Genomic DNA, 13754 nt, shown 5'->3' on the forward strand with positions numbered 1-13754 from the left:
TCTCGCTCCCGGCGGTCGGTCTCGCGGCGTGTGTGCTGTTCCTGGGCGCGTTCGCCGTGTTCGCGTTCTGCTCGCCGCGTACGACGGTCGGGGTGCTCGCGGCCGCGCAGGCACTTCTGCCGCTCTGGCTCGACACCACCGAGCCGCGGACCGTCTGGGAGGACCACTTCCGGCTGCCGCCCGCGTGGCACCACAGCGGTCCCCTCATGGGCGGCCTCAACCTGGTGGCGGCCTTGGCCCTGGCCTGGCTGCTGCGCAGTGCCTGTGAGCTGCCCGCCAGGCTGGTGAACGCGTGTCTGGAACCAGCCAGGCAATGGCTGATCCGGCGGGCCGGGGCCCTCAACCCGTTCCTTCCCGTCCACGCGCGACGGACGCCCCCACGCCGGCCAGGACCAGAACACCGATCGCTGAGAGGACGCGAACGCGTGAGCCGCCCGCCTCCCCGCCGGTCGCCCCGGTCCTGTCCGGCGCGGCCTCCCCGGCGGCGCGGGGAGCCGCCGCACCGCCCGACTCCTGCCCGCGCGGCGACGGGCTGGGAGTACCGGCAGCCTTGACCGTGAAGGAGTAGGACCCGGAGACGGGATGGCCGTCGGCGGAGACGACTCGGTACCCCACCGTGTAACGCCCGGCGGAGGAGGCGGGATCCAGCGCGAGAGTGACCGTCTTCCCCGAGACCTCCGGCTCTCCCGTGGCGGCAGGCTTCCCCTCGGGGCCGGTGACGGCGACCTTGGCGTACTTCTCGGTCATCGTGTCGCTGAAGGTCAGCGTGACGCGCGGTGGCAGCCCGGCGAGCGTGGCGTTCGCATGCGGGCTGCCGGTGTCGAGCTCGGTGTGGGCGGCGGCCTCGGGCGCGGAGACGGCCAGGGCCGCCAGGGCTGAGGGCAGAACGAGAACGCGTGCCGTCGTACGGAGGACACGCCGGCCGGTGGTCTGCATGATGCGGGAAACTCTCCGGGACACCCACCGGAACCGAGCCGACGGGACGAGGAGGACCGGCCCGCCGGGCGGCCCTCGCGTCACCTCGTCAGAGCAGGTGAAGAGCGCCGACCGGCGTCGGCCGGAGAAGGACGGACGGACCGTGCCCGCGGCGCGGCGGCGCCCTGCCCGCGTGCAGCCGCACCAGCGGCGCCGGCGCCGGCGGCGAGGAACTCTCCAGGGCCACGACCCGCGGACTGCTCCCGTGCCGGCCACCGAGGAACGGCCAGAGGAACAGCAACAGATGCCGCACGACCACCAGGAGCGACGTGCTCTGCCACAACAGCCGCTCCGTGACGCCCAGGAGGCGGGTGGCGAGCAGCAGGGTGACCAGATGGCCGGCGAGCAGCACACCGGAGTGCGGCCCGACGGCCGCGTCGTGCTCGATCAGCCGGAGCGGACCGCCCACCGAGTCGTCCCGCCCCGTCACCGCCGCGCAGGCGCCCGGCAGCGCGTACGCGACCTGGTAGGCGAGCTGCGCGATGACGAGCACACCCAGCACCTGCGTGTCCGTCAGCCGGTGCCGCGTCAGCACCACCGCACCCCGGCACGGCGACGGCCGTCATGGCGGCCACGACGACCCACTGGGGCGCGTGCCCCCGCGACAACGCATGTCCGGCCACCGGCAGCAGCACGCACAGCACCGCGAGCACACCTGCCCTGAGCCCGCGCAGCACCCCGGACACCGGCGAGCCGGTTCAGTACCGCGCCGGGGACGCCGACGGTGCGATCGGGGTTCAGCTCGTGCTCGCCGACCGGAACGGCGGCTCGGGCGAGGTCGGCCGGCTCGCACGCCTCGTAGGCCGCCACCAGCCGCGCTCGCGCCGCGTCCGTGAACGGTGCGGCGGCTGCTCTCGGGTCACCTTCGGTAATGTCAGCCGGCGCGCAGGAAGTAGAGGACGGTCATGGTCACGGCGGTGGCGAGGATGACGCCCCGCAGCAACCGCGCGGAAAGCCGTCGTGCGAGATGTGCTCCGGCGAAGCCGCCGACCACCGCACCGGCCAGCATGCCGACGAGCAGAAGCGGAGCGCTCAGGGCCTTTGAAGCCACGAGGAACAGCGAGGTCGCGCCCAGATAGACGGCGGCGACCTGGGTGACCCGCATCGGATTTCCGGTCGCGGCGTCGAGCCCCAGGCCGACGCCCCACAGCGCCAGCATCAGGATGCCTACGGCACCGCCGAAGTATCCGCCGTACAGGGCGAGGAAGAACTGGCCGACGAGGACGGTCCGGGAACTCATACCGACCGGGCGCCCCAACGTGGTGCTCACCGCACGGGAGAGATGCCGCCCGAAGGCGAGAACCACAGTGGCGAACGCGAGGAGCCACGGCACCGCGGCGTCGAACGCCGACGCGGGAAGCGCCAGCAGCAGTCCGGCACCCAGCCCGCCCCCGATCACACTGACCGTGGTCAGCGCCGTCGTGGACGTCGACCCGACCTGCGTGACCTCGTGCCGGTAGACCCACGCACTGGCCACCGACCCGGGGACGAGGGCGATGCTCGACGCCGCGTTCGCCGTCACCGGGGGCAGGCCGACAGCGACCAGGGCGGGCAACGCCACGAACGTGCCGCCTCCCCCGACGGCGTTCAGCGCTCCGGCGGCGGCACCGGCCAGCAGGACGAACAGGATTTCGGACACCGGACGAGCTTCACCCGGTGACCGGACGGACCACAATGCGTAATCGGCGAACCCAGCCTAAGGCTGAGCCATAGGCTGAGCGGCGTGCGCTATGACCTCGACGATCTCCGGCTCTTCCTTGACATCGTCTCGGAGGGATCGATCACGGCGGGCGCTCGTCGGATGCACCTCAGCCTGCCTTCGGCCAGCGCCAGGGTGCGCTCGCTGGAACAACAGGCGGGTGTGGCCCTGCTGATCCGCGAACGGCGGGGCGTGCGGCCCACCCCGGCGGGGACGACTCTGGCACGGCACGCACGCGAAGTCCTCGCACAGACGGCGCGTCTCGAGAGCGCCGTCGCGAGCTACACCCGGTCTCCGTCCGCTCCACTGACCTTGCTGAGCGGTGGCTCCGCGATGCACCGACTCGTGCCGCAGGCCCTGGTCGCGTTCCTGCGGGCGCACCCGGACGTCGACGTGACGGTGTCCGAGAGCCGCACCCCCGAGACCGTGCGGAAGCTCACCGACGGCGAGGCGGACCTGGGCGTCGTCGTCGACGACGAGGCCCGCGACTGCGGCCTGCTCATGGAGCCTCTGGGCGACGACTCCCTCGTGGTGATCGGCCAGGCCGACGGGATCCTCGCCGGCCGTGGCGCGCTGGCCTACGGCGAGGTCGCCGAGCACCCACTCGTCGGGCTCGACCCGGGCTCCTCGCTGCGACGCTGGATCGAGAGGCACCTCGGACCGCACGCCCCGGCCGTGCGGTACCGCACCACCGTCGCCGACCTCGGCCTCCTCGTCGCCCTTGCGGCCGCCGGCGTAGGGCTCGCCGTCGTGCCGCGGCGCGCCGTCGACCCCGGCCGGGCCCTCGACGTGTGCGAACTCCAGGACCCCTGGGCCCGCCGCCACCATCTGCTCGCCTGGGGCGCCAAGGACCAAGCCCCGTCGACGGCCACCGCGGCGCTCGCCGAACACCTACGGCGAGCCGCGTTGGCCGAGCCGGCGTCCTTCGGTGGACCCGAGGAGTCCGGCGTGCGTACGACCGCACTCACTCGGGGAGCGCTGATTCGTCACAGCGCGAAAAATAGGGGTAAACCGGGATATGGGGGCTAGGAGGAGGGTGAGCCCTGATGACGCGTTCGGTCGGTATCGACCTCGGCACGACGAACTCGGTGGTCTCGGTCCTCGAAGGCGGCGAGCCCACCGTCATCACCAACACGGAGGGGGCCAGGACGACACCGTCCGTCGTGGCCTTCGCCAAGAACGGCGAGGTGCTCGTCGGGGAGGTCGCCAAGAGGCAGGCCGTGACGAACGTGGAACGCACCGCGCGCTCCGTGAAACGGCACATGGGGGTCAAGGACTGGCGGTTCCCCGACAGCGGGAGCATCGACGGCAAGCGGTACACCGCGCAGGAGATCTCCGCCCGTGTGCTGCAGAAGCTGAAGCGGGACGCGGAGGCCTACCTCGGCGAGGACGTCACGGACGCGGTGATCACGGTACCGGCGTACTTCGACGACACCGAGCGCCAGGCCACCAAGGAGGCCGGTGAGATCGCGGGCATGAACGTCCTGCGGATCATCAACGAGCCCACGGCCGCGGCCCTCGCGTACGGCCTGGACAAGGAGAACGATCAGACGGTCCTGGTCTTCGACCTCGGCGGCGGCACCTTCGACGTGTCGCTGCTGGAGATGGGCGAGGGCGTCATCGAGGTGAAGGCCACCAACGGCGACACGCATCTCGGCGGCGACGACTGGGACCAGCGGATCGTCGACCACCTGGTCAAGCAGTTCAAGAACGCGTACGGCGTCGACCTGTCCAAGGACAAGATGGCCGTGCAGCGGCTGCGCGAAGCCGCCGAGAGGGCCAAGATCGAGCTGTCCAGCTCGTCCGAGACGAACATCAACCTGCCCTACGTCACAGCCTCCGAGCAGGGCCCGCTGCACCTGGAGGAGAAGCTCACCCGCGCCCAGTTCCAGCAGCTGACCGCCGATCTGCTGGAGCGCTGCACGGGCCCCTTCCACCAGGCCGTCAAGGACGCGGGGATCAAACTGTCCGACATCAACCACGTGATCCTGGTCGGCGGCTCCACGCGCATGCCGGCCGTCACCGACCTGGTGAAGGAGCTGACGGGCAAGGAACCCCACAAGGGAGTCAACCCGGACGAGGTCGTGGCCGTGGGCGCCTCGCTCCAGGCCGGTGTGCTCAAGGGTGAGGTCAAGGACGTCCTGCTCCTCGACGTGACCCCGCTGTCCCTCGGTATCGAGACCAAGGGCGGCATCATGACCAAGCTCATCGAGCGGAACACGACGATCCCGACCAAGCGCTCGGAGATCTTCACCACCGCCGAGGACAACCAGCCGTCGGTGCAGATCCAGGTCTACCAGGGCGAGCGCGAGATCGCGGCGTACAACAAGAGGCTCGGGATGTTCGAGCTGACCGGTCTGCCGCCGGCCCCGCGCGGGGTGCCGCAGATCGAGGTCTCCTTCGACATCGACGCCAACGGCATCATGCATGTCACCGCCAAGGACCTCGGCACCGGCAGGGAACAGAAGATGGCCGTCACCGGCGGCTCGGCCCTCCCCAAGGACGACATCGACCGCATGGTCCGCGAGGCCGAACAGCACGCCGAGGATGACCACCGCCGCCGTGAGGCCGCCGAGACCCGCAACCGGGCCGAGCAACTCGTCTACCAGACCGAGAAGCTCATCGAGGACAACCCGGAGCGGATCCCGTCCGACGCCAGGAGCGAGACCGAGGCCGCGCTGGGCGAACTGAAGGAGAAGCTGAAGAGCAGCCAGGACGGAACGGAGGACAGCGCGGGCATCCAGCAGGCCACGGAGAAGCTCGCCGCCGCCGCGCAGAAGATCGGCACGGCACTGTACGACCAGTCCCGGGCCGAGAGCGCGACAGGTGCCGGTGCCACCGGTGCCACCGGAGCCACCGGCACGACGGGCGCTTCGGACGCCCCCGACGCGGAGGACGAGGTGGTGGACGCGGAGATCGTCGACGACGACACGAACGACAAGCCCGAGGCGGGCTGATTATGGATTCCGTCCGGCCGCGGAGCACTCAGGCGCAGCGCCTCCGGGAGGAGCTGCGGGAGCGGACAGCCGACCTGCAGCGGGTGAAGGCCGAGTACGACAACTACCGCAAGCGGGTCCGGCGCGACCGCATGGCCGTGCGCGAGATCGCGGTGGTCAACGTCCTGGGCGCCCTCCTGCCCGTGCTCGACGCCGTGGACCGCGCGTGCGAGCACGAGCCGATGACACCGGGGCTCAAGGAGATCGCCGCCACGCTGGAGAGCCGGACCGGCTCGCTCGGCCTGCAGGCGTTCGGCGAGGAGGGCGACCCCTTCGACCCCACGTGCCACGACGCCCTGGTCCACCACCTCGCGCCGGACGCCGACCGCCTGACCTGCACGGCGATCCTCCGCCCCGGCTACCGGCTCGGCACCCGGCTCCTTCGCCCGGCCCACGTGGAGGTCACCGGGCCGTCTCCGCCGGACGGAGAACCCGGCCCCGGGCACGCCCTGCCTGGGACCGGCCACGAGGACACACCGTCACTCGAACCGTGACACGTCCCCCGCGCCGCGGCGCACGATCTCGGCCTCTCCTCCGGAGAAGTCGATCACCGTCGTCGGTTCCGTCCCGCAGTCGCCGGAGTCGACCACCGCGTCGACCACGTGGTCGAGGCGCTCCTTGATCTCCCAGCCCTGGGTCATCGGCTCCTCCTCGTCGGGCAGGAGCAGCGTGCTGGAGACGAGCGGCTCGCCGAGTTCCGCGAGCAGCGCGTGGGTCACGACATGGTCCGGGATCCGCACACCGACGGTCCGCTTCTTCGGGTGCATCAGCTTGCGCGGCACCTCCTTCGTCGCGGGGAGGATGAAGGTGTAACTCCCGGGCGTTGACGCCTTGATGGCGCGGAACACGTCGTTGTCGACGTGCACGAACTGCCCCAGCTGCGCGAAGTTCTCACAGACGAGGGTGAAGTGGTGGCGGTCGTCGAGGTTCCGGATCGAGCGGATCCGCTCGATGCCGTCACGACTGCCCAGCTGGCACCCCAGCGCGAAACAGGAGTCCGTCGGATACGCGATGAGGGCACCCTCGCGGATACTGTGAGCCACCTGACTGATGGCCCGCGGCTGCGGATTGTCGGGGTGCACGTCGTAGTACTTGGCCATCTGCCGAGCTTATGCCCAGTCGGGGCCGCATCACGAAGGGGTCGCACCCCGTGAGGGGCGCGGGAACTGCGCGACCAGCCACGGACGACCCCGCAGTATCAGGACGGCCCGCACTCCCCGTTGCAGGTGCGTGGGGAACTGCGCGACCAGCCACGGACGACCCGCAGCTTCAGAACAGCCCGCAGCTCCCCCCGGCCCCGGCGGAGCCCTACGCCCCGCTCTCCCTGAGCATGTCCTCCCGCTCCACGAGCTTCACACGCTCGCGCCCCTGGGGCTCGCCCAGAGCCTTCTCAGCGGCGTCGAGCCGGTACCAGCCCTCCCACGTGGTGAAGCGGACGTTCCGCTCGGCGAGGAACGCGTCCACGGCCTCCGGAGCGGGCGAGGCCGGCTCGTGCAGACGGCCGTGTCCGAAGTCGTCCAGCAGATTGGCGACCGTCTCGTTGGCGTCGCCCTTGGTGTGGCCGATGAGGCCCACGGGACCGCGCCGGATCCAGCCCGTGACGTACGTCGACTGCAGGTGCGCGCCGGTCTCCTCGATCACGCGGCCGCCCTCGTCCGGGACGGTGCCCGAGTCCACGTCCCACGGCAGCTTGGGCAGCTTGTCGGACAGGTAGCCCACGGCACGGTAGACGGCCGTGACATCCCAGTCCTTGAACGTGCCGGTGCCCTTGACGTTGCCGGTTCCGTCGAGCTCGGTGCGCTCCGTGCGCAGGCCGACGACCTTGCCGTCCTCGCCGAGGATCTCGGACGGCGACTCGAAGAAGTGCAGGAACAGCTTGTGCGGCCGGTCGCCGACATCGCGGATGGCCCAGTTCTCCAGGGTCTTGGCGACCATGTCGGCCTGCTTGTTGCCGCGCCGGGTGGCGATGGAGCCGTCGTCGTAGTCGATGTCCTCGGGATCGACGATGACCTCGATGGTGGGGGAGTGGTCCAGCTCGCGCAGCTCCATCGGGCTGAACTTCGCCTGCGCCGGGCCACGGCGGCCGAACACGTGGATCTCCATGGCCTTGTTGGCCTTGAGACCGTCGTAGACGTTCGGCGGGATCTCCGTCGGCAGCAGCTCGTCGGCCGTCTTGGCGAGGATGCGTGCCACGTCGAGCGCGACGTTGCCCACGCCGAGGACGGCGACCTTCTCGGCCTCGAGCGGCCAGGTGCGCGGCACGTCGGGGTGGCCGTCGTACCAGGACACGAAGTCCGCTGCCCCGTAGGAGCCGTCGAGGTGGATGCCGGGTATGTCGAGCGCCCGGTCGGCCGTCGCGCCGGTGGAGAAGATCACCGCGTCGTAGAAGGCGCGCAGGTCGTCCAGGTTGATGTCGCGCGGGTAGTCGACGTTGCCGAAGAGACGGATCTGCGGCTTGTCGAGCACCTGGTGCAGGGCCGTGATGATGCCCTTGATGCGCGGGTGGTCGGGGGCGACGCCGTAGCGGATCAGTCCGAACGGCGCCGGCATCCGCTCGAAGAGGTCGATGGACACGCCGGGGTCGGCGGCCGCGTCGGACTTCAGCAGCGCGTCGGCGGCGTAGATGCCGGCAGGGCCGGCTCCGACAATGGCTACCCGCAGGGGGCGGGGCATGATCAGGTTCCCTTCGAGCGGTGATGATGATCTCGAAGGCAACCTTAAGCTAAGGCAAGCCTTACTTGGTACGCGGGTCCGGTTGATGACCCCATAAAGCGATGTTATGAGGTGCCGGGACCGCGATCACGGGTACCGCGCTCAGAACTCCCGGACGTCCGCCCGGAGTTGGCCGACTCGCCGCCCTCGCCGCCCTCGCCGCCCGGGGAGTCCGAGGCGCCCGAGGCGCCCGACGGGTCCGCGTCGCGAGCGGGGGCGTCGCTGCCCGTGGGGCGCAGCAGCCTGGCCCCGCCTCCCACACGCTCCAGAGGCTTGGTCAGCGCACGCAGGGAGAAGCCCCCGCGCTTGCGGGGCTCCTCGCGCGCCGCGGGGACCGCCGGGGCGGCCGAGCCCTCACGGAAGGCGGCCAGTGCCTCGTGAGCGCGCTCGGCGGCTTCGCGGTACAGATCGCGTGACTTGGTCATGGCCTTCAGGGCTTCGGAGTACTGGGCCACCAGGGCCCGCGCCTCGTCGACCGTGTACAGGTGCCATTCGTCCCGCAGCTCGGCGATGGCCTCCTCGGCCCACGGGGCCAGTGGCCTGGGCAGCCCGGCGTAGCGCACCAGCCTGTCGACGAGGTCCGTGGGCTTCGAACCGTCGAGGAAGACACTGCGCACGGTGAAGTCGTGGTCCTCGTAGCCGGGGCGGGGCGGCGACCCGGGCAGCACGACGGCGCCCCCGCGCGGGACCCGCACTCCCAGGTCGTACAACGCCCAGTTGACGATGCGGTACTGGTCCGGAGCGGCCCGGTGCTCCACGATGCGGTGACGCAGGCTGGCGGGCATCAGCGGTGCCAGGGGACGCTGTCCGCGCTGATCGGGCGTCATGGCCTCGTGTACGACGACGTGGATGCTCCAGGTGTTCCGGCCGCAGTCCTTGAGCAGGCGCTTGAGATCCTTCTCGTCCGCGGGCAGCGGGTTGGAGTCACGGAAGCGGAGCCCGGGGAGCATGTCGTGGTCCCAGGAGGCGTCCTCGGGCCAGAACATGCCGGCGGGCGACGGCCAGTGGAGGTCCCAGGGCCGGTCCGCCTCCGCGACCAGCACCCACTCACGGGCGTCGCCCGTGTCGGCCGGCGGGCCGATGGTCAGCCGTGCCCGCACCACGACGTCGCCGGCGACCCGCCAACGCGCCTCGAAGGCGCGCCGTTCCACCTCGTCGCGCGGGGCGTCGTACTCCAGATGGTCGTCGATCTCCCCGTCGTCCATGAGTCCCGTCAGTCGTTGCCGGACGGATTCCTCGGCGCCGGAGCCGATGTGGCGTCCTCTGGACAGCCATACGGTGTCGGGAGCCGTGGCAGGGGCGGTGGGGGACTTGGCCATGGATCACTCTGCGCAGGTGGGGGTCGGCGGACACCCCCAGTATGGTCCGCGCACGTCAGACACCGGTAATTCACACACCGGAGAAGAAGTCCCCCTGGAACCCTCCGGCCAGGGACTGTTCGGCCCAGATGACCTTGCCGTCGAGGGTGTACCGGGTGCCCCAGCGCTCGGCGAGCTGGGCGATGAGGAACAGGCCGCGGCCGCCCTCGTCCGTGTCGGCGGCGTAGCGCAGGTGGGGCGAGGTGCTGCTGGTGTCGGAGACCTCGCAGATCAGGGTGCGGTCGTACAGCACGCGGACCCGGATGGGACCACTGCCGTACCGGATCGCGTTGGTGACCAGCTCGCTGAGGATCAGCTCCGTCGTGAACTCGAGGTGTTCGAGCCCCCATCGCGACAGCTGCCGGGACACCGAGGCACGCACCTGGCCGACGGCCGCCGGGTCGGACGGCACCTCCCAGTCGGCGACGCGGCCCGCGTCGAGGGCGCGGGTGTCGGCGACGATGAGGGCGATGTCGTCGCTGGCCCGGCCCGGCTGCAGGGCGTCGAGAACCGCCTGGCAGGCGCCGTCCGGTGAGGCGCCGGTACCTGCCTGGGCCAGGGCCGTCCGCAGAAGCTCCAGGCCGACGCCGATGTCCCGTTCCCGGTCCTCGACGAGCCCGTCCGTGTACAGCACCAGGCGACTGCCCTCGGGCAGTTCCAGGCCGGCGGTCTCGAACGGGAGTCCCCCCACCCCGAGCGGCGGGCCGGCCGGCACCTCCGGGAACTCGACGGTCCCGTCCGGGAGGACCACCGCCGGAGGCGGGTGACCGGCCCGGGCGAGGGTGCAGTGCCGCGAGACCGGGTCGTAGATCGCGTACAGGCAGGTGGCGCCGGTGACAGCCGCACCGCTGCCCTCCTCGGCCTCGTCCTGGTCGATGCGGCCCACCAGCTCGTCGAGGTGCCCCAGGAGCTCGTCGGGCGGCAGGTCCAGGGCGGAGAAGTTGTGGACGGCCGTCCGCAGCCGGCCCATCGTGGCCGCGGCGTGCAGTCCGTGGCCGACGACATCGCCCACGACGACCGCGACCCGGGCGCCGGACAGCGGCAGCACGTCGAACCAGTCACCGCCCACCCCCGCCTGCGCCGGCAGATAGCGGTAGGCGATGTCCAGGGCGCTCTGGTCCGGCAAACTGCGCGGGAGCAGGCTGCGCTGCAGGGTCACGGCCATGGCGTGCTCACGCGTGTAGCGGCGCGCGTTGTCGATGGAGACCGCGGCACGGGCGACGAGTTCCTCGGCGAGGGCCACCTCCTCCGGGTCGAAGGGCTCCGGCTTCTCGGAGCGCCAGAAGTTGACCAGGCCCATCACCAGGGGGCCGGCCCGCAGCGGGACGGTGATCAGCGAGTGGATGCCGTACTCCACGACCCGCGCGGCCCGCTCCGGGTCCTGCGCCATCCACCAGGGTGCCCGGCGCAGGTCGGGCTCCAGGTGGGCCTGGCCGCTGCTGAGGCTGCGCGCCTGCGGCGAGGACGGGACGAAGGCGATCTCCTCGCCCAGCGGATACAGGGGAGCGTCCTTGCGTATCCCGCCGAACGCCGTACGGCGCATCGTGGCGCCCGTGTCCGGCTCCCCACCGCTCAGCACGGCGTGGGACAGGTCCACGGTGACGAAGTCCGCGAACCGTGGAACGGCCACCTCGGCCAGCTCCTCGGCGGTGCGGGTCACGTCCAGGGTCGTGCCGATGCCCACTCCGGCGTCGTAGAGCAGCTTGAGGCGCTCCCGCGCCACCTCGGCACGGCCGGACAGCGCGCGCAGCTCGGTGGAGTCGCGGAGCGTGGCGACGCTGCCCGACGGGGCACCCTCGAGGTCCGTGGGCCGCTGGTTGATCGCCAGCAGCCGGTCGTCCACCAGGTGCACCTCGTCCGTGGCGACGCGCCCCGAGGCCAGCAGCTCGGCGGTGTCCGCGTCGAGGCCGAGGGCACGGATGTGCCGGCCCTCCGCGTCGGCGGGCAGGTCCAGCAGGCGTTGTGCCTCGTCGTTGGCGAGCAGCAGACGGCCCCCGCCGTCGATGATGATCACACCCTCGCGGACGGCGTGCAGCACCGCGTCGTGGTGCTCGTACATCCGGGTCATCTCGTACGGGCCGAGACCATGGGTCTGACGCATCAGCCGTCTGCTGACGAGCGCCGCGCCCGCCGTGGCGAGGACGAGAGCGGCGGCCGCCGCGCCCACGAGGAGCGGCAGCTGGCGGTTCGCGACACCGCCCACGTTCTCGGTCGTGATGCCGGCCGAGACGAGCCCCACGACCGCGCCACCGGGGTCCTTGACCGGCACCACGGCCTGCACGAGCTGCCCGATGGTGCCGTCGATCTCCTCCGTGACGGCTCGGCCCCGCAGCGCGGGCTCGATGTTCCCTACGAACTTCTTGCCGATGCGGTCCGTCTTGGGGTGGGTGTAGCGGATGCCGTCGGTGTTCATCACCACGATGAAGTCCACCTTCGACTGCTCGCGGGCGGCCTCGGCCCGCGGCTGCAGCACGGCGGTGGGGTCGGAACGCGTCAGCGCCTCCCGGGTGCCCGGCGCGTTCGCGAACGTCTCGGCGACGGCGAGCGAACGGTTGCGGGCCTCCTGCGTGCTGTCGTGCCGCACCTGCAGTACCAGAGCCCCCACCGCCGACACGACCAGCAGCAGCACGATCACGATCTGGAACAGGAACACCTGGGCGGCGACACTGCGTCCGCCCAGCGCCGACCGCAGCCCGGCGAACGGCTTCCACCCGTGCGGGCCGTCCCGCCGCCCCTTTGCGATCTCCCGCCCGCCCCCGCGACGGGCCGACCGACCCCGTGCTCGACCCAATAGTCGGATCATGTGCCCATGTCTACACTGCCCCGCGCTTTGAGGCGAGGGGCGTCACGCACGGTCACACCAGTCATCGCGGCTGCCCCCCGTCCGCCCCGTGCCGGGATCACTTCGAACGGTCGCGGAGCGCGGCGAGGGCGCGGTCGGCGTGGGCGCTCATCCGCAGTTCGCTGCGCACCACCTCCAGGACCGTCCGGTCCTCAGCGATCACGAAGGTGACCCTCTTGGTGGGCGCAAGGGAGAAACCCCGCCTGACCCCGAACTGCTCACGGACCGTACCGTCCAGGTCGGACAGCAGCGGGAAACCGAGCGTGTGGCGCCCGGCGAACTCCCGCTGACGGTCGGCCGCGTCCCCGCTGATGCCCACCGGCCGTGCGCCGGCGGCGGCGAACTCGGCGGACAGGTCACGGAAGTGGCAGGCCTCGGCGGTGCACCCGGGAGAGAGGGCGGCCGGGTAGAAGAACAGCACCACGGGCCCGTCGCCGAGCAGCTCCGACAGCCGGCGCGCGGTCCCGGACTCGTCCGGGAGCTCGAAGTCGTCGACCTTGTCGCCGACGTCCACACCACGTGTCATGACCGGCCCTCCTGAACCTTCGCGACACTCCGTGCCCACAGCACGAGCGGAACCTGCAACGGAAGCCGGGCGAGGGCGGCGGTCCGCAGCGGCGCGGGACGATCCCGCCAGTCCACGGCCATCTGGACGTTGGCGGGGAACACACCGACGAAGAAGGCCGCCGCGGCCCGCGCCGAGGCCCGCCGTGTGCGGGGCAGCACCACACCGGCCGCCAGCGCCAGTTCGGCCGCTCCGCTCGCGTACGTCCAGGCGCGGGGCGATCCCGGCAGGCCCCGAGGGATGGTCGCGTCGAACGTGCGGGGCACGACGAAGTGACAGACACCCGCGCCGGCCAGCAGGCCGGCGAGCAGCAGTGCCGAACGTTCCGAGCGGGACACGCTTCTCCTTCTCCGGTGCCGCCTGGCAGCCACCGGAACAGAGTAGTGGGCCGTTGATCACTTCATCCGGCCGGGTCCCGGGTCCCGGGTATCGGCGGCCGCCGCCGGGACCGGTCAGGGGCCCGCCCCGCAGGACAAGGACTAGCTCAAGAGGGCCCCGCCGATGCTCGGACAGGTGCGGGCGCCTGCGAGACCGACTCGTGAAAGATTCCTGTGAATTCGGGAGACGGTTGAACACACCGGGGTTCTGCTCCGTATGGGGCTGGGGA

At 71.4% G+C, this 13754-nt stretch carries 12 protein-coding genes; 3 read left to right on the forward strand and 9 right to left on the reverse strand.

All coding sequences use genetic code 11. From position 1 onward, the window contains the following. Window positions 1-339 precede the first annotated feature (339 nt). From ACZ49J_RS27705 to ACZ49J_RS27715, 3 genes are all read right to left on the reverse strand, one after another. On the reverse strand, window positions 340-936 hold the full coding sequence (locus tag ACZ49J_RS27705) for a copper resistance CopC family protein (RefSeq protein ID WP_467452397.1): 597 nt from the start codon (window positions 934-936) through the stop codon (window positions 340-342). Between the two features lie 88 nt (window positions 937-1024). Continuing rightward, entirely contained in the window at window positions 1025-1510 is a 486-nt protein-coding gene (locus ACZ49J_RS27710; RefSeq protein WP_467452398.1) for a hypothetical protein, read from the reverse strand. 339 nt (window positions 1511-1849) lie between these two features. Next, the gene (locus ACZ49J_RS27715; RefSeq protein WP_467452399.1) at window positions 1850-2614 is read right to left on the reverse strand and encodes a sulfite exporter TauE/SafE family protein; all 765 of its coding nucleotides are present in this window, start codon (window positions 2612-2614) and stop codon (window positions 1850-1852) included. Window positions 2615-2698: 84 nt separating this feature from the next. Here ACZ49J_RS27715 and ACZ49J_RS27720 point away from each other — a divergent pair, with 84 nt between their 5' ends. The 3 genes from ACZ49J_RS27720 to grpE are packed head-to-tail and all read left to right on the forward strand — an operon-like array spanning window position 2699 to window position 6164. Further along, a complete protein-coding gene (locus tag ACZ49J_RS27720) occupies window positions 2699-3703 on the forward strand; it encodes a LysR family transcriptional regulator (protein ID WP_467452400.1) in 1005 nt (334 codons plus the stop codon). Between the two features lie 17 nt (window positions 3704-3720). Next, window positions 3721-5631: a molecular chaperone DnaK gene (dnaK, locus tag ACZ49J_RS27725; RefSeq protein WP_467452401.1), complete on the forward strand. Its 1911-nt coding sequence runs from the start codon at window positions 3721-3723 to the stop codon at window positions 5629-5631. A gap of 2 nt (window positions 5632-5633) precedes the next feature. After that, window positions 5634-6164, forward strand: coding sequence for a nucleotide exchange factor GrpE (gene grpE / locus ACZ49J_RS27730; RefSeq protein ID WP_467452402.1), 531 nt, complete (start codon window positions 5634-5636; stop codon window positions 6162-6164). On the opposite strand, the gene ACZ49J_RS27735 is transcribed toward grpE, so the two are convergent. The 6 genes from ACZ49J_RS27735 to ACZ49J_RS27760 form a co-directional block, all read right to left on the reverse strand. After that, on the reverse strand, window positions 6150-6770 hold the full coding sequence (locus tag ACZ49J_RS27735; protein WP_467452403.1) for an L-threonylcarbamoyladenylate synthase: 621 nt from the start codon (window positions 6768-6770) through the stop codon (window positions 6150-6152). The two genes, grpE and ACZ49J_RS27735, sit on opposite strands and share 15 nt — an antisense overlap. Window positions 6771-6978: 208 nt before the next feature. After that, window positions 6979-8343 (reverse strand): FAD-dependent oxidoreductase, encoded by a 1365-nt coding sequence (locus ACZ49J_RS27740; protein WP_467452404.1) that lies wholly within the window; start codon window positions 8341-8343, stop codon window positions 6979-6981. A 104-nt stretch (window positions 8344-8447) separates the two neighbouring features. Then, on the reverse strand, window positions 8448-9701 hold the full coding sequence (locus tag ACZ49J_RS27745) for a hypothetical protein (protein WP_467452405.1): 1254 nt from the start codon (window positions 9699-9701) through the stop codon (window positions 8448-8450). A gap of 70 nt (window positions 9702-9771) precedes the next feature. Further along, a complete protein-coding gene (locus ACZ49J_RS27750) occupies window positions 9772-12543 on the reverse strand; it encodes a SpoIIE family protein phosphatase (RefSeq protein ID WP_467452406.1) in 2772 nt (923 codons plus the stop codon). A gap of 97 nt (window positions 12544-12640) precedes the next feature. Continuing rightward, window positions 12641-13108: a peroxiredoxin gene (locus ACZ49J_RS27755; protein WP_467452407.1), complete on the reverse strand. Its 468-nt coding sequence runs from the start codon at window positions 13106-13108 to the stop codon at window positions 12641-12643. After that, the gene (locus ACZ49J_RS27760) at window positions 13105-13485 is read right to left on the reverse strand and encodes a DoxX family protein (RefSeq protein WP_467452408.1); all 381 of its coding nucleotides are present in this window, start codon (window positions 13483-13485) and stop codon (window positions 13105-13107) included. The genes ACZ49J_RS27755 and ACZ49J_RS27760 overlap by 4 nt, the downstream gene beginning before the upstream one ends. Window positions 13486-13754 lie beyond the last annotated feature (269 nt).

The organism is Streptomyces sp. NPDC030840, from assembly GCF_055572015.1.